We start from the raw sequence: 18,159 nt of genomic DNA, 5'->3' as shown, positions 1-18,159 counted from the left end.
TTAGGAACCTTTAAGTATCGGTACCGATACTTAGTATCGGGGGCGATACCTGGCCTGGTCCGGAGAAAAGAGAAAAGATGAGTGCCTTATTCACATCTTCTCCGGCGCCTCTATGCCGAGCAACTCCAGCCCGTTCCTGAGCACTTGCTTGACCGCCAGAACGAGGAGCAGGCGCTCCTCTTTTACGCCTTCCTCAGCTTTAAGCACCGGGTGGTCCATGTAGAACTTGTTGAAGAGCGAGGCCAATTCGTTGAGGTAGGCCGGAATCAGGTGTGGCTTGATGTCCCTGCCTGCGCTCTCTATTACCTCAGGGAACTTTGCGAGGAGCTTGATGAGCTCCTTTTCGCGGAGGGTGAGCTTTGAAAAGTCGGCCTTCTCAAGGAGGGCCTTCCAGTCGGTCTCGACTTCGCTCTCCCCGGCCTTCCTCAGGATTGACGCACAGCGGGCGTGAGCGTACTGTATGTACGGCGCGCTCTCCCCCTCGAAGTTGAGGACATCCTCCCAGCGGAAGGTTATTATTTTGTCCGGGCTGTACTTGACGAGGTTGAAGCGAACCGCGCCGACTCCGACCGCTTCGGCTATCCTCTCCGTCTCCTCCTCGCTCAGGTTCGGGTTCTTCTGCTCGACCAGTTCCTTCGCCCTCTGGACGGCCTCGTTGAGGACCTCATCAACGGTGAAGCCGACCCAGGTCCCCTTCCTGCCCGAGAATTTACCTTCTGGCCTGACAACGTGCTCGTAAGCCAGGTGGTGGAAGTTCTTCGCCGAATCTTCGAAGCCAAGGAGCTGGAGAGCATATTTAATCGCCATCTGGGGGTGCCTCTGCTCCGCTCCGATGACGTTTATGACTATATCCCCCCTGCCGAACCTGCCGGGCATCTCCTCTCCGTCCGGAGCCGTCGTCCAGGTCTCGTGGTTCTCAATCTTGTCCCAGAGCTTGTAGAGCATATCAGCTTTTACCTTGCCGAACTTCCAGAGGTGATAGGCTATGTCCTTGCCTGTGTAGGTTGCCGTTCCGTCGCTCCTCTTGAGGACGAGGAAGGGGTTCTTCATGTCAGGGAAGAGCTTCCTGAGGTCCATGACGAACGCTCCCCTGTACTTGCCCTCCTTCCCCCAGAAGAAGTTCTCGTTGGCCTCGATGAGTTCGTAGGCCTCCTCGAAGATTCCGCTCCGCATTATGTCGCTCTCCCAGCTGAGCAGGTCGTAGGCGATGCCCATGCGGTAAGTGGTGAGCATTTGGGCTTTAACAACGCGCTCGGCAAGCTTCCTGCCGATTTCGGCTATCTCATTGTTTCCTTCCTCAAGTTTCTTCATGAGCTCGCGAACCTCTTTATCCACCTCTGGGTTCTCCTCGATGCGCTTGTTGACCTCGACGTAGAGCAGTCCCATGATGTGGTCTATGAAGTCCTCCTTGAGGCCCTTCTCCCTCAGCTCCGCCTCAATCCTCTCGAACTCCTCCCTCATGTTGAGGTAACCCCAGAGAACCTGCGCGAACTGCACTCCAAGGTCGTCTATGTAGTTCTGAACTTCAACCTTGTAGCCGAGCCTGCGCATAATCCTCGCCATCGTGTCACCGAGAACCGCGTTCCTCGCGTGTCCCATGTGGAGCGGTTTTGTTGGATTGACCGAGGTGTGCTCGACGATGACCTTTTTGCCCCTCCCGATTTCGCTCTCGCCGTAGGCGCTTCCCTTCTCAAGGATTTCCCTAACCAGCTCGCGTCCGAAGTAGGAGTAGTCAACGTAGAAGTTGATGTAGCCGTTAACCGCTTTAACCTCCACTATCCCTTCTGGCTTCTCGATGCGCTCGACGAGCTCCTCCGCTATGAGCTTCGGGGCCTTCCGGAAGACCCTCGCGAGCTGAAACGCTATGGCCGTTCCGAAGTCGCCGAGCTCAAGGCTTGGCGTATCGTCGAAGGTTATCTCGCCGTCCCACTCCTTTCCGGCCTCGGTGAGCATCCCGTCGAGTGCCTTCTTCAGAGAAAGCCTCGCCCTCTCCTGTATCTCCTTATAGACCATCTTCACCACCGCCGGCACTACTACCTAACCTTTAAAAAGTTCTCCCGCGAGTTTACAACGGGGATGGGTATGAAGCACCACGTCGGTGAGCACAAGGCCAAGAAGGGCCTCATAAGGATTGAGTTCGACGAGGAGAACGGTGTTGCTGAGCACGTCAAGATTACGGGGGACTTCTTTGTTCACCCGGAGGAGACCGTCCACGAGCTCGAGAAGAAGCTTGAAGGACACCGCCTTGACGAGCTCGAGCACCTGATTGACGAGTTCTTCGCGATGCGCCTCGACGTGGAGATGCCCTACGTCAACGTTGCGGACTTCAAAATCGCCCTCAAGAAGGCCCTCGAAGGGTGACGGTAGTGCGGGTCAAACGAACCTTTTTACTTCTCCTGGCAACGTTCTTCGCTGGGACATTTCTCGGCGTGGCTTACGCTTACCTTCAGCCCGAACGAGCCGGTGAGTACGTGATGAAGCTCGCCAAGGAGATAGGGGGGCTGCCGGATAACCCATTTGATAACTTCCTGATGATTTTCACGCACAACGCGGGAGTTTCGCTCTTCGTTCTCGTCTCAGGGCTCTTCTTCGGACTCGGGCCCTGGGTGATGATACTCTTCAACGGTCTGGTTGTTGGAATCGTGGCAGGCTTCCTTGTTGAGGTGGGGACGCCGGCAACCAAAGTCATACTCGGGCTCGTCCCCCATGGCATAGTCGAGATTCCGGCTTTTGTCCTCGCGGGAACCGCGGGGATAGTCTGGTACAGAAGTATTCGTGAGGCGAAGGAACCCGCAAGGGGATTCAAAGAAGGTATGAAGAGGGCCCTACGGCTCTACGCGGTGACGGTTGGGATGCTCCTAATTGCGGCCTTCATCGAGGCGTACGTAACCCCCAAGGTTGCCGGCCTCTGAGACCTCGAAGGTCCCGCTCTCCTCGTAGGTTTCTATTTCCCTCAGTATTGCGTCCATCGGGTTTTCAAGGCCTGCGACAACGCTTCTTATGTAGTTCCTGTAACTCCCGTTGGCTTCTATCATGCGCTCAGCGACCTCGGCAACCTCCGCCGGGTCGGTTGAGTGGAACTTAACGCCGAGCTCGACAAGCCACCTCGTTACCGCGAGCAGTTTTCCGGGGTAAGTTGATATCGTCGGCGTTCCGAGGGCTATGGCTTCCCTGTTCATGGTTCCGCCGGCACCTATCATGAGCCTCGCGTAGTAGAGGAGGCTGAGGCTGTCGACCGGCGTTTCGGGCATTATCACGTTGTCAAAGCGCTCAAACCTTTTCCTCTGTTCCTCCGTCCTCGGGAAGAGCACGATGGGCATCTCCGGCAGGAGGGGAATAACATCCTCGAGGACGCTCCTCTCTGGCCCGTTGAAGTAGTTGGCCTTGACCGGCTCGGTGCGCATCACTATGTAGCCGTTCCTCTTCAGCCCGAGCTCCCTGAGGACCTTTCTGTCGGGCCTGAAGCCGTAGAGATGCGCCAGTTCCGAGAAGCCGTTTACGGGCTTCATGCCGTTGGGGTCGGCACCGCACTTGAGGAGCTCGTAGGCGTCTATCGCCTTCGGGAAGAGGAGGAGCTTCGTGAAGGGCAGTATGAGCTTGTTTTGAGCCACAGCGGTCTCGTTATCAACGAAGCCTATACTCGGAATCCCGAGGCCGAAGGCAACGCGCGGTGCCTCGACTGAGTGCTTGTAAACCGCCAAATCAGGCTTCTCCTCGATTATCAGCCGGCTGAGCTTGTAAACCCTCTCGGCGCTCGCGATGAGCTTGCCCTCAAGGGTGGAACCCCCGTGCTTTCCGACCACGTAGTAGTCGAAACCGAACATGTCGAGGATTCCGGTAAGACCGTCGAACTCCCTCGTCGTGATTAGAACCTCGTGGCCAGTCTTCTCCAGTTCCCTGATGAGGCCCTTGAAAAAGTGAACGTGAGGCGCGTTCGTGATGTCAATCCACACCTTCATTCTACCACCCGCCGATGAGTGAACGGCTTTGTCCAATATAAGGCTTTCCAAAAAACGGTTGCAGAAGCGTTTTTACGGACGTTTCAGATGGCCCCTTTCAATGAAAAACGCTTTCTAACGCTTTCCTTCCGTAACCGGGGTTCTCACAGGGTCACCGAAAGCAGGTTTCATGAACAGGGATGTTCAGTATAGTAGGACAAAGTGGGGACACCCCAAAACGATTCCAACGCTTTCAAAATCGTTACCTCAAAAAGGCTTTTATCCGGCCGTTCCAACCCGCTCCGGTGGAAGTGATGGACGGGATAAGGGAGATAGCGGTCATAGGCCTCGGCTACATAGGCCTCCCAACGGCGATAATGTTCGCGAACGCCGGTTTCAAGGTCACCGGTTATGAAATAAGAGAAGAAGTAGTCGAGAAGATAAACTCAGGGAAAGCCCATATCGTCGAGCCCGAGATAGACGAGCTGCTCAAAAAGGCCGTTGAAAGAGGCAACCTCAGGGCAACCTCAGACCCGGGGGAGATACGGGGGAAGGATGCGTACATAATCTGCGTTCAAACCCCCCTGAGGGAGGACAAAACGCCGGACCTAAGCTACCTTGAGAGCGCCGTTAAAACCGTTGCAAAGGCCATGAAAAGGGGCTCGCTGGTGGTCATAGAGAGCACCGTTCCGCCCCTCACGACGGTTAAGATGGCAGAGCTCATCGAGGAGCTGACGGGCTTCAAGGCGGGAAAGGACTTCTACATGGTCCACGCGCCGGAGAGGGTAATGCCTGGCAGGATTTTCAAGGAGCTCGTCTACAACTCCCGCATCTTCGGCGGGATAACGCCCGAGAGCGCCGAGATGGCCGAAAGGCTCTACCGCTCCTTCGTCAAGGGGCAGACGTTCAAGACGAACTCGACCGTCAGCGAGGTTGTCAAGCTGATGGAGAACACCTTCAGGGACGTGAACATAGCTTTGGCGAACGAGTTCGCCTTTCTCGCTCACCAGTACGGGATAGACGTCTTCGAGGCAATAGAGCTCGCCAACACGCACCCGCGCGTTAGAATCCACACACCCGGAATAGGGGTCGGCGGCCACTGCCTCCCGAAGGACCCGCACCTCCTCCTCTGGCCGGCCAAAGAAGACTTCGGGCTCATAAAGCTCGCGAGGGAGATAAACGACTCCATGCCCCTCTTCACGAAGGATTTGCTCTTCTCGGCGCTTAAGGAGCTGAACGTTCCGCCGGAGGATGCTACCATAGCAGTTCTCGGACTGGCATACAAGGGCGACAGCGACGACACGAGGAATTCGCCGGCGCTGGCTTTCATCGAAGAGATAGAGGGGGACGTGAAGGCCGTTAAAACCTACGACCCCTTCGTCCCGGGCACAAGCGGGAGCGTCGAGGAGGCCGTTGAGAACGCGGACGCGGTTGTCATAGCGACCGACCACACGGCGTTCAAGTCCCTCGACTGGGAAAGCCTTGGGAAGCTCATGCGGACGAGAATTCTCATAGACGGCAGACACGTGGTCGAGAACCCGCCGAGGGGCTTCCTCTTCAAGGGCATCGGGAGGGGTGAGTTTTGAAGCCCGCTTTCGTCTTTGGAACGAGGCCGGAGATAATAAAGCTCGCGCCGGTCATAAGGGCGTTCCTTGAGAGGGGTGTTGAACCCCTTCTAATCCATACGGGCCAGCACTACGACTATGAGATGAGCAGTGTCTTCCTTGAGGAGCTTGAGCTTCCGCCGATAGACTACCACCTCGAAGTCGGCTCCGGAACCCAGGCAGAGCAGACCGGAAAGGCGATGATAAAAATAGAGAGGGTTTTGATAGACGAGAAGCCGGACGTGACGCTCGTTCAGGGTGATACCAACACGGTTCTGGCAGGAGCCTTGGCCAGCGTCAAGCTCAAAATCCCGGTGGCCCACGTCGAGGCCGGCTTGAGGAGCTTCGACAGGACGATGCCGGAGGAGATAAACAGGATTATCGCAGACCACGCGAGCGAGGTTCTCTTTCCCCCAACGGAGGAGGCGAGGAAAAACCTCGAACGCGAGGGGATAACCGAGAACGTCTACGTCGTTGGCAACACGATTGTTGATGCAGTTTTACAGAACGCCGAGGTGGCTGAGAAGAAGAGCGACGTCCTTGAGAAGTTTAACCTTAAACCAAAGGAATACGTCCTCATAACGGCCCACCGCGCGGAGAACACCGACAGCAGGGAGAACCTTGAGAGGCTCGTCCAAATCCTCGAAAGCCTGCCGATGAGAGCCATATACCCGATGCACCCGCGCACGAGGAACCGGCTGAGGGAGTTTGGACTCCTTGGACGAGTAGAGGCGATTGAGAACCTGACCGTCACGAAACCCCTCGGCTACCTCGACTTCCTCAGGCTTGAGAAGAACGCCTTCGCGATAATGACGGACTCGGGAGGAATACAGGAGGAGGCCATAATCCTCGGCGTGCCGTGTCTCACGCTTCGCTACAACACCGAGAGGCCGGAGACTGTTGAGGCCGGCGGAAACGTGCTCGTCGGCCTCGAAAAGGACCGCGCCCTTAACTATCTTGGCCAGTTGATGAAAGACAGGGAGTTCTACGAGAGGATGGCGAACGCCCCGAACCCCTTCGGCGACGGAAAGGCCGGCGAGAGGATAGCGGAAATCCTCTTGGAACTTTACGAAAGGGGAGAGCTGAGGGTGCGGAGCTCAAGGTTCATCTAAGACATTCATCCACTTACCATTCGGCCAAGGGATTTAGTAAGGTTCTTGGCCTTTTCCAAGGTCTCCTCAATCATGTGGGATATCCCACCTTTGTCCGAGCCAAAGGTTCTGAATATGCCTAGGAATCTTTCCAATATTGATTGTGACTCTTTGGTTGCATTTTGAACAACTTTCATGGTATCGTTGTAAACTTTGGTAGCGTAGTCCATGCTGAGAGAGCTGTTACCAACGTACCACTTCGTTGGGTCCAGCAGTTCCTTTGTGGTGGAACCGTTGAGAGCGCTCAAGTTGTAAACACCATTTTGGAGCCCTATCCTATTCGTACTGTTCCCCTCTAGGACGGGCGGCTTATAGAGCACATCATTGGTACTGTTGGATACTATTCTCTGCACCTTTACACTATCCGGAGAGTTTAGGTTCTTAGACACCGTCGAGGTAAAGGAGGAGATTGTTGACATCAATCCACCGTAGACCCACCCAAGAATTAATACAAACGCTATTATCCAAACAACTTTCTTCACATTCCCACCTCCAATATTGAGTTCTCGGTTCTCCTTAAAAAATTTACAATTCACATTGAATTTTCTGCAATATTAGTGGTACATCATGGGTGATAATGTTTACAATACAAACTTAGACTAAGTTTATCATAGCTTTTTGGGCTCAATTCAAAAAATTTACAATGTTGAACGCCATCATGCAAAAAAGAATTAAGAGCTCGTGAGGAACTGGTCAAGCTGTGAGGCTATCTCGTTGGCAATCATCTCGTAGGGGTTTGCCCTGCTGAGCTTTCCGACCTTTGCCCTCAGGTTCCACCAGTAGGCAACGCCACAGGTCTGGTTTGCCACCTTAAGCTTCATCAGCCTGTTCATGCTGGCCTGACAGAACTTCTCGGAGGATTTCGAGATTGCGCTTTCTGAGAACTCAAGGCCGTGGTTGATGGTATCGACGGCGGACTTAGCGTCGCCGGCGTAGGAGTAGTAGAGGATTCCCGAGAGCGAGACCATTCTGTAGAGAACGCTACCCCCGTGGCCAACCATCGGGCTGTAGAACATGACAAACCTGCCTCGAAGGTCGTACATTGTTACGTTACCAACCAACACCGGCTTGAGTCCGCGCTCCCTTACGACCTTGACGAGGGCATCCTCGATGTACACCTGGTAAGGCTTCGGTGCCCAGACGGCTATGTAGACGACGTTGGGGTCCTTTGGAGCGGAGGTCCAGTTGGAGTTGCTGTCGACGATTGTAGTTCTCCCATTCATAGAAGCCCCGCTGTAGTCAGAAATGACATAGGACTCGCTGGCAACGGCAATCCCAACGATGGAAAGAACAATCAGCACTGCGATGCCCAACACTAAAACGACGCGTTTCATTAAGTCCACCTAAAGATGTTCGAGGAATTACTTTAAAAAGTTTCTCAAACCCCAGTTCCGATGTAGATGCCGTGCCTCGTCCTCACGATTCTCACCTTGATTCTGTCCCCGACTTCCGCCTTCGTTCCAACGACCTCGATGAGCCGGTTTCTGGCCTTCGCGAGCATTTCACCCTCAATCCTGCCGGGAAGAACAACTTCGGCCTTTACGACCTCCCCGGGCCGGAAGGCAAGCGGTATAAACTCGCGCTTCTCCATACCGAAGTGGCCCGGCTTCAGGACGAGGGGCCTCATCCCGGTTTTCTCCTCAAGCCTCCTCAGCCAGGCGTAGAACTCCTTGAAGGGAACGGTCTTGGCTATGACCGGGTTCCTGCCGAACTTGTAGGGAATGTAGTTCTGGAAGCCGAGGGCCGGCCAGCGCTTTCCTGCACCGATTTTCCTCGCGAACTCTATGAATGCTTCCGCCTCGTCGTCGTTGATTCCGAAGATTATGACCGGGGCAATGAGGACGTCTATTCCCGCGTTCACAAGGGCCTCCGCCATCTCCAGAACGTGCTCAAGGTCGTAGCTCTTCATTCCCATGAGCATCTTCGCCTTGTCCGGGTCGAGGGAGTGTATTGAGAGGTTCACCCTGTCGAGGCCGGCCTCCGCCAACTCCTCAACGAGCTTGTCAGTCAAGAGCGTCCCGTTGCTCTGCATCGAGATTACCGAAACGTTCGGGTGCTCCCGCAACGCCTGAACGAGTTCCACTCTGAAGGGATAGATGAGCGGTTCACCCTGACCGTCGAGGTGTGCCTCCAAACCCTTCCCCTTTATCCTCGCAACCTCGTCGAACCACTTCATCAAATAGTCGATATCAACGACGTAGTCGAGCTTTCTCGTCCTCGAATATGGCCCCTCGTCAACTGAGCAGAAGATGCAACTGAGGTTACACCCGCTAACGCCCCTTATCTGGATGAGGTTCGTTCCCCTATCTATCAAACCGAAGGCGTTGTAGCCGAGGAGCGGAACGTCAAGCCCCTCGTGGATGTAGATAACCTTCCTCTTCGTGTAGCGGTTCCTGAGGAGCGCCCCGAGGTTGTTCTGGATGTAAAGGGCTATGAAGCCTTCAACCTTCTCGTAGTCGGTGTCTATTATCAGCGCGCCGTTTCGGGCCGTGATTTGAGGCGAGACGCGGTACTTCCTCCTGATAGCCCGCTCAAGCTCTCGCTTTGGAAAGTCCGCATAAAGGGTCTCGCGCCAGATTAGTCGGATTGTGTCCCCCAAATCCTCAAACGTCACGTGGGGAAGGCGTAGCTCTATCATGGTCGTGAGTTTAACGGTGCGTTTAAAAACCCGTTGATGGACAAAACATCCGTCCGGAAGACTTTTAAATTCCCCCAGTGAAGGCATGCGGGCATGGAAACATTTTAATACTATTGGATTAAAGAGTCTACTGGTGAACTGAACTGGGGGGTAGCCTATGTGGGGGAAGATTGAGCATTACTTTGACGAGTATCCCGTCAGAAAGCAAATCGCAAAAACGCTTCTCAAGTACGGCCTCAAGGTCTCGGACGACATGAAGATAAAGGCGGGGGACATCGAGGTGCCTTACACCAAGATAGCCAAGGCTCTCGACGTTGACAGGCGTGTCGTCAAGGAAACGGTGGCGATGATACTCAAGGTTCCGGAGCTCAAAGAAGTGTACACCAACCTGGAGCCGACGGTCCACATGAAGTACGTTGGCAGGCACGTTGGATACGGAGTCATCGAGATTGAGCCGGAACCAAGGGCAATAGGAATCCTCGCCAAGATTGCGCAGAAGATAGCGGAGCGCGACATCAACATAGTTCAGGTCGTTGCGGAGGACCCGGAGCTCTACCCCGAGGCAACGCTGACCATCATAACCGAGAAGCCCATACCCGGCGACCTCATCAACGAGCTCTCAAAGCTCGAAGGCGTCAAGAGGATATCCATCTACTGACCGAATTTTTTACCCCTTATACCCACATATTCTACAAAGATTTTTGTTACTCCCTCTCAAAGAACGAACGCTCGTGGACGCTTTTTTGGACTATGGGACAAATTAGAGACCCCTATTTTAACCAAAAGTTCTAAACCTTTCTTATTCTCAGGTAAGGTTTATAAGTTATGGTTGGCAACCTTCGATAGTCACTCCCAAGAGTGCACCAACCTCCGGAGGGTTGAGTATGGAAGAAGCAAGTCCTGCCAGCAAGTTCGCTTACACGTTTATTGTGCTGTTCGTTGTATGGTTGTTCTTTACCGCCAGTCTTGACCCGCAGGAGCTCGCCATGGGGGCTATAATGTCGCTTGTAGTTGCCGCACTCACGTACGATGTCTTTACAAAAGCAGGCCTTAGAAACCTTCATCCCAAAAGGGTCGCCTACGCGATAGCTTACATACCCTACTTCCTGTGGGCAATGATAATGGCCAACCTGGACGTGGCCTACAGGGTCCTCCATCCAGCGAGGCCGATAAGACCGGGAATCGTCAAGTGCAAAACCGTTCTCAACAGCGACACGGGCAAACTTGCCCTCGCGAACTCCATAACCCTCACACCCGGAACCATAACGCTCGACGTTGACGGGGACGAGTACTTCATCCACTGGATTTGGGTTCCGGACGAGGTTCTCAGAGCCAAAGAGGAATCAGAACACGTTGAACATGCATCTGAAGCTATAACAAAGCCTTTTGAAAAGTTCTTGAGGGTGATATTCGAATGATAGGGATTAACATTTATCTCGCCCTGATTGCGATAGCAACTCTCCTGAGTATGTACAGAGTTTTCAGAGGGCCAACGACCGTTGACAGGCTCGTCGCAGTAGATATCATGACGACCATAACCACGGGGCTGATGGTTCTCTTCGCGCTCTACTACGGCAGGATGATTTACATCAGCGTTGCTCTGGTCTACGCGGTCCTCGCTTTCGGTGGTGTCATAGCGTTCGCCCGCTACCTGGAGGGAGGCCTATGAGCGTGCTCGCGGCAATCGGTGAAATCTTAGTTCTCATAGGAACGTTCTTCTACTTCCTGTCGGCGCTCGGCCTGATAAGAATGCCGGACGTTTACAACAGGATGCAGACCTCAACTAAGAGCGCGACGTTGGGTTCCCTTGGTGTCATCGTCGGAACCGGAATCTGGGCGGTTGGGAAGGGCCATTCTTTGGCGTGGATAGTGCAGACGATAGCGGTCGCGGGATTCCTGTTGCTCACCAACCCAATAAGCGCCCACGCCCTCATAAGGGCCGCCTACAAGCGCGGAATACCTCTCTGGCACGGAAGCGTCGTGGACAAGTACGCAGAGCACCTTGCGGGCAAAACAGAGGCGAATAAAACCTCTGAAGAGGAAACACCCGAAGCAGAGGGGGTGAGCGCATGAACTGCATAACGTGCATAGACTACATAATCATCGCAGTTATGATACTCTCGGCGATACTCGCCGTTGAGTGGCGTGACCTCCTGGCGGCGGCCGTTGGAATGGCGGCGGTAAGTTTGTTCGCCTCGATACTGTTCTTCATACTCCAGGCACCCGATGTGGCGATGACCGAGGCCGCCATAGGTGCCGCTCTGAGCGGTGCGGTCTTCATATTCGCCATTAAGAGAACTCAGAGGTATGAAACCGAGGAAGAGGAGAGGCCAGGGTGGTGGATAAGATGGTGAGCGTTCTAAAGAGGGGCCTCGCAATAATAACCCTCCTAATCATAGGTTATTGGCTCGCCCAGGGACTGGCCGGTGTTCCGTTCGGTCAGGATAAGATGCTCGTCGGCCAATACTACCTCGACCACGTCAAGCAGCAAACTGGGGCGGTCAACGCGGTTACCGCCATAGTCGTGAATTACCGTGGCTTCGATACGCTCGGTGAGGTCACCGTGTTGTTCATAGCATCAACAGGTGTCGCCGCCCTCCTGTGGGGCAAGAGGAGAAAGAGGACCGCAAAGACGGAAGGTTCAATAGTCCTCACAACCGGAACCAGGCTTCTCGCACCTTTCGTGATGCTCTTCGGTGCGTACATCTTCATCCACGGACACCTGACCCCGGGTGGAGGTTTCCCGGGAGGAGCGACTATAGCAACAGCGTTCCTGCTCATGTACATGGCCTTTACCGTCTACGAGATTCCACACAGGGCCTTTGAGAAGACAGAGGGACTCGTTGGAATGGGCTACGTCATCGTTGGTCTCATCGGCCTCGCGATAGGCGGTTACTTCCTCTTTGACTGGATATGGCAGACCTGGGGCTGGGGACACAACAACATCGGCAGACTCTTCAGCGGCGGCTTCATACCGGTGATTTACACAATCATCGGAATCAAAGTCGGCACCGAGCTGAGCGGAATCATCGACAACATGCTCAAGGAGGAGGTGAGCGAATGAGCCTACCACACATAAGCGCCTTCTACTTCGCCTCGATTGCTCTCGTGCTCATAGGCCTCTACGCGGTGCTCGTCAAGAAGAACATTCTCAAAATGCTCATAGGGCTCAGCATCATGGAAACAGGCGTCAACCTGCTCCTTATAAGCATAGGGTACATCTCAGGAAGGAGCGCGCCGATTCTGAGCGAGGGGATAGGGCCGAATCAGGCCGTGGACCCGATTCCGCAGGCTCTCGTTCTGACGGCGATAGTCATAGGTGTTGCCACCACCGCCATGGCTCTCAGCGCGGTTATAGTCCTCTACAAGCGTTACGGGACCCTTAACGTTGAGGAGATAAGGAGGTTGAGAGGATGAACGGGCAGTACGCTTCACTCCTCATAGCGTTACCGCTCCTCGGTGCCTTCTTCGTTCCCCTGATTAAGGGATTTGGAAAGAAGGCGATAAAGACCTACGTGCTGATAATCACCGCGATACAGACCGGAATCGCGGCGTGGGTCTTCCAGCAGGTTTACTCCACGGGAAAGCCGATAATCGTCATGGCAGGTGCATGGAAGCCGCCCGTTGGCATTAACCTTTACATAGGCTACTTCGCGGCACTTTTCGTGCTCATAGTGGCTGTGGCGAGCTTCCTCATGGCGGTATTCAACTTCAAAGCGGTGGACGTTGAGCCAATAGACAAGTACGCCATGCTGTTCCTCCTGCTGATGCTCGGAGCGACGGGAATGATAGCGACCGGCGACATCTTCAACCTCTTCGTCTTCATGGAAATAACCGCCATAACGGCCTACGCGCTGACGGCTTACAACAAGACGGGTGAGGCGGCGGAGGCTTCGCTCAAGTACATGATTCTTGGAGGAATCGGTTCAAGCTTCTTCCTCATTGGCGTCGCGCTAATCTACGGCGCCACAGGGACGCTCAACATGGCCCAGATAGCTCAGCTCGTCGGCCACATCAACCCGACGGTTGCCCAGGTCGGACTGGCGCTCATAGTCTTCGGCCTCGCCGTCGAAGCCGAGCTCTTCCCGCTCAACGCCTGGGCACCCGATGCGTACCAGGCGGCACCGCACCCAGTAACGACCATGTTCTCGGCCTTCGTCGTCAAGGCCGGCCTCTACGCGATGGCAAGGCTCCTATACCTCATGAGCTCGGTCGGAACCTGGCACAACGTCCTTAAGCTCCTCGTGGTCATGGCGACCCTCACCGTCGTCGTGGCGGAGTTCTCAGCCCTGAGGCAGAGGAACGTCAAGAGGATGATAGCGTATTCGTCAATCAGCCAAGTTGGGCTTATAGCCCTCGCCTTTGCCCTGGGAACCCAGGCGGGCGTTGACGCCGGAGTCTTCCAGATGGTCAACCACGCGATAGTGAAGGTCCTCCTGTTCCTCGGCGTCGGCTACGTCGCGATACAGCTCGGAGGAGCAGAGATTGAGAACTTCCGCGGGCTCGGCAAGAAGATGCCTGTTACCGCCTTCGGAATAACGGTCGGTGCCTTTGCCGCCGTTGGAATACCGCTGTTCAACATATTCTGGAGCAAGCTCAGGATAATCCTCGCAACGCTTCAGGCGGGCTACACATGGGCTGCTTTCCTTGTCCTCGGCGCCAGCGTCGTGGAGGCGGTCTATTACTTCAGGCTGATTCACACCATCTGGTTCGAGGGGGAGGGTGAGAGAATTTCGGAGAGCGCCCCGCTCGTGGCCATAGTAATTGCCCTGGTGATACTCGTGATAGCAATAGGAATCTACCCGAACTACCTCTGGAGCATCTCCCAGAAGGCAGGAAGCGACATCTTCAACGTGGCCCAGTACGTTAAGAACGTTCCACTCATGCCGCTCACGGGGGTGGGAGCATGAACGAGCTCATGATAATGCTCTTCGCGCCCCTCCTCGCGGGCTTCATAGCGTGGATTATAGACGTTAGGGGAATACGCGAGGCCATCGGGATAATCGGCGCCGCGATTCCGCTGGGGATACTCATCCAGTATTACTCAACGATAACGGGCAGCAACCCCCACGTGGAGTACTCCCTGAGCGTAGGAGGTTTTAAGCTCCTCTTCCAGCTGAACACGATTAACTGGTACTTCGCGGTAATAGCTTCCCTCGTCGGAGTCGCTATGGCCTTTGGAATGGCCAGCACCTCAAGAAACTCCTACGAGTGGCTCTTCGCGCTCATGAGCTATACTGGAGTGCTGGGCGTCTTCCTCAGTGGGGACTTTGTGGGCTTCTTCTTGTTCTGGGAGCTCATGACGTTCGCCAGCTTCATGATGGTCCTCAGGAGGAACAAGCACGAGTCCCTCAAGTACTTCGTTCTCAGTGTCATCGGCGCCTACGCGATGCTCATTGCGATAGGCATCATCTATGCGAAAACAGGTGCCCTCGACTTTGCATCAATCAGGCAGGCCCTCTACATGGACGCCATGGTCGGAAGCATGAGCAAGAGCCTCACGGCCCTCGTGTTCCTGCTCTTCATAACGGCCTTCGGCGTCAAGGCCGGTGCCTTCCCACTCCACGTCTGGGCACCGGGAGCTTACAGCGAGGTTGACCAGAGTTACACGACCTTCTTCAGCGGGGCTTTAAGCAAGGCCGGAGCCTACGGATTCCTGCTCCTCTACATCCTGATGGGAGCCAAGCTCTACGCCGCCCTCGGCACGTGGCACGGCCACATGATGTTCTCCTACATTATAGCTTGGATTGGTGCAATAACGGTCGTCGTTGCGAGTTTCCTGGCAGTCCTTCAGGAGGACATAAGAAAGCTCTTCGCCTACTCCTCCGTTGGACAGGTCGGCTACATACTCCTCGGCCTCGGTGTTGGAACGGGACTTGGAATAACCGGAGCACTTTTCCACGTTCTCAGCCACGCGGTCTTCAAGGGCCTGTTCTGGCTCGTCGTCGCGGCGCTCATACTTAGAACCGGCAAGACTGAGTTCAAGGACTTCGGCGGTCTGGCGGAGAAGATGCCGGTAACCTTTGCTATGGCTCTCATAGCCGTGATGAGCCTCTCAGGAATCCCGCCCTTCGCGGGCTTTGCGAGCAAGTGGCTCATCTACGAAGCGGCGATAAGCGCTCACATGCCACTCGTTGCGGGAGCGATATTCCTGGGAAGCGGTCTCGCCTTCGCCTACGTTGTTAGGTTCCTCTACGCGGTGTGGTTTGGCCAGAGACCCAGCGACCTTGAGGACGTCAAGGAGGCCCCGCTTCCGCTCCTCATAGGCATGTTCATACTCGCGATTCCGAACCTCGTCTTCGGTATCGCCCCCGGACTCGTCACCAAGTACCTCAACAAGCTCTTCGGTCAGACGGTAGTCGGTGGAACCTACTACAAGCTCGTGACCCCGACGGGAACTTACAACGCCCTCCTCGTCACCGTGCTCCTGATATTCGGCATCGCCGTCGCGGGGCTGATTTACATCTACGGGGCAAAGGCGAGGAGGATACCCATCACCAACACGTACCAGTCCGGTAACCCCGTCACCGAGGACTACAACCTCAGCATAAGGAGAAACTTCTACAGGCCCCTTGCGGAAGCCCTTGAGTTCTGGCTCAAGTACAGCTGGGACAGGTTCTACGAGCGCCTCGCGGGGATGTTTGAGGACTTCGCGGACTTCCTAAGGGAAGGCTTTTACAACGGAAACGTCCAGAGCTACTCCTGGTATCTGGCGATAATACTCCTAATCTTAGCGCTGTGGGGGGTGTTGTGAATGTTTGACTGGAAGTTAGCCCTCGAGGCGATTGGCATACTAATCTACGCGACCTTCATGGGCTTCATATTCATGGGCATCGAAAGGAAGGCCATAGCGAGAATCCAGCGGCGCGTTGGGCCGCCGATATACCAGCCAATTATAGACACACTCAAACTGCTCGGCAAGAAAGAGAGCGTGAGCCACGGCTTCATCTACGACTTTGGACCCGTGTTCGCACTGGGGGCCAGCATAGTGGCCCTGCTCTTTATCCCCATTGCCAACTTCCAGCTCTTCAGCTCAAACGCTGACTTAATCGTCGTTGCTTACCTCCTTGAAGTGCCAATGCTTGGTATAATGCTCGGTGTCATGAGCTCGGGAAACCCTTACTCGGCGGTCGGTGTTCAGCGTGGTCTGCTCACAATGGTTGCCATGCAGCTCCCCTATGGTCTGGCAATAATAGCGCTCGTCCAGCACTGGGGGACCTTTAAGCTGAGCAACATCGTCGCACTCCAGCAGGTCCACGGATGGAGCATAACGGTCCCGGCACTGTTCCTGGCGTTCATAGTCTTCGACATAGTCTTCCAGGCAATGCTCGGACTGGAGCCCTTCGATATCATGACCGCGCCTGCAGAAATCTCAATGGGTGTCATGCTCGAGTACGGCGGCAAGCACGCGGCTATACTCTTCACCCAGCACGCGGTTCAGCTGTTCGCCGAGACCGCGTTCTTCGCGGTGCTCTTCCTGGGAGGGGCAAGCAACCTCTTGGTGCTCCTGGTAAAACAGCTGGTCGTGCTCTTCATAGCGATATTCGTCGCCAGCATCTACCCACGCTTTACAATCGACCAAGCCGCGAAGTTCTTCTGGAAGTGGCCGACCATACTGGGAATAATAGCCGTAATCCTCACGATGGGGTGGTGAGGTATGGAAAACGACTTCATAAGCTATGAACTCAAGGAGTTCAAGGTCTTTGAGCCCCTCTTCAGGTGGGCGAGAAAGAAGAGCCTCTGGATAGTGGCCTTCTGTACGGGATGCGGTGGTATAGAGATGCCTCCGCTGGCAAACGCACGCTACGACTTCGAGCGATACGGTATAATGCCCAACCCTGCACCAAGGATGGGCGACCTCTTCCTTATCACCGGCTACGTCACGCCAAAGACCCTCAAGAGAATCATCATAACGTACGAGATGATGCCGGACCCCAAGTACATCCTCGCCCACGGCTCATGCCCCATCAACGGCGGTGTTTACTGGGACTCCTACAACGTTGTCAAACAGCTAGACAAATACATCCCAATCGACGTGGCGATAGCCGGCTGCATGCCGAGGGCCGAAGCCGTCATGCAGGGAATCATGGACATCATGAGGAAAATCGAGGACGGAACGGCGGATGGTTGGAAGAGGTATAGGGAGAACTACGAGTGGTATAAGAAGAACCAGGACGAGCTCTTTGGAGAAGGATGGCGTGAGAAGGACGCGAAGAGGTGGTTGGCATGGCTGTGACCGAGAACAAGGTTGAGAACAAGGCGGAGGAGAAAGCAAACACCCAGGGGGTCCCCACGGAGGAGAAGCCAGAGCTCCCCAACACCAAAGAGGGCAGGCTCGTCAAAGAACTCCTTGAAAAGGCCCCCTACGCCGAAGGAAGCGTCAGGCGCGAGAGGAGGGTTGAATTCAAGGTCCCGGCCGAGAGAATCCACGAATTCCTTGAGCTCGCCAGTGAGCGGTTTGAGATGCTCATGCAGATAAGCGTGGTTGACTGGCTCAAAGAGAATGAATTTGAGCTCGTCTACCAGCTCTGGAGTGTCAGTGAGGGCGTTCACGCCTTCGTGAAGACGAGGGTTCCAAGGGAGAACGCCGAGATGCCAACCGTGATGGACATCTGGTCCGTGGCAGAGACCTACGAGAGGGAGGCACACGAGTTCTTCGGCATAATCTTCAAGGGCAACCCCAGGCTCGGTCCATTCATCCTCGAGCCGCGCGAATACGAGAAGCACCCGCTCAGGAAGGACTTCAACACGCTGAGCTACGTTAAGCAGATATACGGCGAGGACTTCGACAGGTACGATGAGAGTAAGACGAACTACGTGATATGAGG

21 protein-coding genes are annotated in these 18,159 nt (G+C 54.9%); 16 read left to right on the top strand and 5 right to left on the bottom strand.

Annotated features, from left to right (window positions below):
- Nucleotides 1-90: 90 nt before the first annotated feature.
- Nucleotides 91-2,013: an arginine--tRNA ligase gene (locus CS910_RS06580; RefSeq protein WP_099210473.1), complete on the bottom strand. Its 1,923-nt coding sequence runs from the start codon at nucleotides 2,011-2,013 to the stop codon at nucleotides 91-93.
- A gap of 69 nt (nucleotides 2,014-2,082) precedes the next feature.
- Here CS910_RS06580 and CS910_RS06575 point away from each other — a divergent pair, with 69 nt between their 5' ends.
- Nucleotides 2,083-2,361 (top strand): lipoate protein ligase C-terminal domain-containing protein, encoded by a 279-nt coding sequence (locus CS910_RS06575; RefSeq protein ID WP_099210471.1) that lies wholly within the window; start codon nucleotides 2,083-2,085, stop codon nucleotides 2,359-2,361.
- A gap of 5 nt (nucleotides 2,362-2,366) precedes the next feature.
- Nucleotides 2,367-2,912, top strand: a complete 546-nt coding sequence (locus CS910_RS06570; RefSeq protein WP_223211937.1) for a stage II sporulation protein M — start codon at nucleotides 2,367-2,369, stop codon at nucleotides 2,910-2,912.
- Here CS910_RS06570 and CS910_RS06565 read toward each other — a convergent pair.
- The gene (locus CS910_RS06565; RefSeq protein WP_099210467.1) at nucleotides 2,859-3,959 is read right to left on the bottom strand and encodes a DUF354 domain-containing protein; all 1,101 of its coding nucleotides are present in this window, start codon (nucleotides 3,957-3,959) and stop codon (nucleotides 2,859-2,861) included. The genes CS910_RS06570 and CS910_RS06565 overlap by 54 nt on opposite strands.
- Nucleotides 3,960-4,252: 293 nt before the next feature.
- Here CS910_RS06565 and CS910_RS06560 point away from each other — a divergent pair, with 293 nt between their 5' ends.
- Together CS910_RS06560 and wecB are read left to right on the top strand one after the other, a co-directional pair.
- A complete protein-coding gene (locus tag CS910_RS06560; protein ID WP_099210465.1) occupies nucleotides 4,253-5,524 on the top strand; it encodes a UDP-N-acetyl-D-mannosamine dehydrogenase in 1,272 nt (423 codons plus the stop codon).
- Nucleotides 5,521-6,654 carry a non-hydrolyzing UDP-N-acetylglucosamine 2-epimerase gene (wecB, locus tag CS910_RS06555; RefSeq protein WP_099210463.1) on the top strand — a complete coding sequence of 378 codons (1,134 nt, stop codon included), beginning with the start codon at nucleotides 5,521-5,523 and terminating at the stop codon, nucleotides 6,652-6,654. Before CS910_RS06560 ends, wecB begins: the two co-directional genes overlap by 4 nt.
- Nucleotides 6,655-6,659: 5 nt before the next feature.
- On the opposite strand, the gene CS910_RS06550 is transcribed toward wecB, so the two are convergent.
- From CS910_RS06550 to CS910_RS06540, 3 genes are all read right to left on the bottom strand, one after another.
- Complete coding sequence (locus tag CS910_RS06550) at nucleotides 6,660-7,175, bottom strand: hypothetical protein (protein WP_099210461.1); 516 nt, start codon at nucleotides 7,173-7,175, stop codon at nucleotides 6,660-6,662.
- 189 nt (nucleotides 7,176-7,364) lie between these two features.
- Nucleotides 7,365-8,036, bottom strand: coding sequence for a hypothetical protein (locus tag CS910_RS06545; protein ID WP_145955374.1), 672 nt, complete (start codon nucleotides 8,034-8,036; stop codon nucleotides 7,365-7,367).
- 35 nt (nucleotides 8,037-8,071) lie between these two features.
- A complete protein-coding gene (locus tag CS910_RS06540) occupies nucleotides 8,072-9,331 on the bottom strand; it encodes a radical SAM protein (RefSeq protein WP_099210457.1) in 1,260 nt (419 codons plus the stop codon).
- 157 nt (nucleotides 9,332-9,488) lie between these two features.
- Between CS910_RS06540 and CS910_RS06535 the strand changes: the two genes are divergently transcribed.
- The 12 genes from CS910_RS06535 (at nucleotide 9,489) to CS910_RS06480 (ending at nucleotide 18,157) form a co-directional block, all read left to right on the top strand.
- On the top strand, nucleotides 9,489-9,989 hold the full coding sequence (locus CS910_RS06535; RefSeq protein WP_099210455.1) for a regulator: 501 nt from the start codon (nucleotides 9,489-9,491) through the stop codon (nucleotides 9,987-9,989).
- A gap of 226 nt (nucleotides 9,990-10,215) precedes the next feature.
- Nucleotides 10,216-10,749, top strand: coding sequence for a Na+/H+ antiporter subunit E (locus tag CS910_RS06530; protein WP_099210453.1), 534 nt, complete (start codon nucleotides 10,216-10,218; stop codon nucleotides 10,747-10,749).
- Nucleotides 10,746-11,000, top strand: a complete 255-nt coding sequence (locus CS910_RS06525) for a monovalent cation/H+ antiporter complex subunit F (protein ID WP_099210451.1) — start codon at nucleotides 10,746-10,748, stop codon at nucleotides 10,998-11,000. Before CS910_RS06530 ends, CS910_RS06525 begins: the two co-directional genes overlap by 4 nt.
- Nucleotides 10,997-11,404: a monovalent cation/H(+) antiporter subunit G gene (mnhG, locus tag CS910_RS06520; protein WP_099210449.1), complete on the top strand. Its 408-nt coding sequence runs from the start codon at nucleotides 10,997-10,999 to the stop codon at nucleotides 11,402-11,404. The genes CS910_RS06525 and mnhG overlap by 4 nt, the downstream gene beginning before the upstream one ends.
- Complete coding sequence (locus tag CS910_RS06515) at nucleotides 11,401-11,685, top strand: DUF4040 domain-containing protein (protein WP_099210447.1); 285 nt, start codon at nucleotides 11,401-11,403, stop codon at nucleotides 11,683-11,685. The genes mnhG and CS910_RS06515 overlap by 4 nt, the downstream gene beginning before the upstream one ends.
- Nucleotides 11,679-12,395, top strand: coding sequence for a Na(+)/H(+) antiporter subunit B (locus CS910_RS06510; RefSeq protein WP_099210445.1), 717 nt, complete (start codon nucleotides 11,679-11,681; stop codon nucleotides 12,393-12,395). Before CS910_RS06515 ends, CS910_RS06510 begins: the two co-directional genes overlap by 7 nt.
- The gene (locus tag CS910_RS06505; protein ID WP_099210443.1) at nucleotides 12,392-12,748 is read left to right on the top strand and encodes an NADH-quinone oxidoreductase subunit K; all 357 of its coding nucleotides are present in this window, start codon (nucleotides 12,392-12,394) and stop codon (nucleotides 12,746-12,748) included. The genes CS910_RS06510 and CS910_RS06505 overlap by 4 nt, the downstream gene beginning before the upstream one ends.
- Entirely contained in the window at nucleotides 12,745-14,241 is a 1,497-nt protein-coding gene (locus tag CS910_RS06500) for a proton-conducting transporter transmembrane domain-containing protein (RefSeq protein WP_099210441.1), read from the top strand. The genes CS910_RS06505 and CS910_RS06500 overlap by 4 nt, the downstream gene beginning before the upstream one ends.
- Nucleotides 14,238-16,085, top strand: coding sequence for a proton-conducting transporter transmembrane domain-containing protein (locus tag CS910_RS06495; RefSeq protein ID WP_099210439.1), 1,848 nt, complete (start codon nucleotides 14,238-14,240; stop codon nucleotides 16,083-16,085). The genes CS910_RS06500 and CS910_RS06495 overlap by 4 nt, the downstream gene beginning before the upstream one ends.
- Nucleotides 16,086-16,985 (top strand): respiratory chain complex I subunit 1 family protein, encoded by a 900-nt coding sequence (locus tag CS910_RS06490; protein WP_099210437.1) that lies wholly within the window; start codon nucleotides 16,086-16,088, stop codon nucleotides 16,983-16,985.
- A 3-nt stretch (nucleotides 16,986-16,988) separates the two neighbouring features.
- Nucleotides 16,989-17,567, top strand: coding sequence for a NuoB/complex I 20 kDa subunit family protein (locus CS910_RS06485; RefSeq protein ID WP_099210435.1), 579 nt, complete (start codon nucleotides 16,989-16,991; stop codon nucleotides 17,565-17,567).
- A complete protein-coding gene (locus CS910_RS06480) occupies nucleotides 17,558-18,157 on the top strand; it encodes an NADH-quinone oxidoreductase subunit C (RefSeq protein WP_099210433.1) in 600 nt (199 codons plus the stop codon). The genes CS910_RS06485 and CS910_RS06480 overlap by 10 nt, the downstream gene beginning before the upstream one ends.
- The last annotated feature ends 2 nt before the right edge of the window (nucleotides 18,158-18,159 follow it).

Origin of the sequence: Thermococcus henrietii, assembly GCF_900198835.1 — an archaeon.
Taxonomy (GTDB): domain Archaea; phylum Methanobacteriota_B; class Thermococci; order Thermococcales; family Thermococcaceae; genus Thermococcus; species Thermococcus henrietii.
Note: the sequence above shows the minus strand (reverse complement) of the source record. Positions and strands in the feature narration are given on the sequence as shown.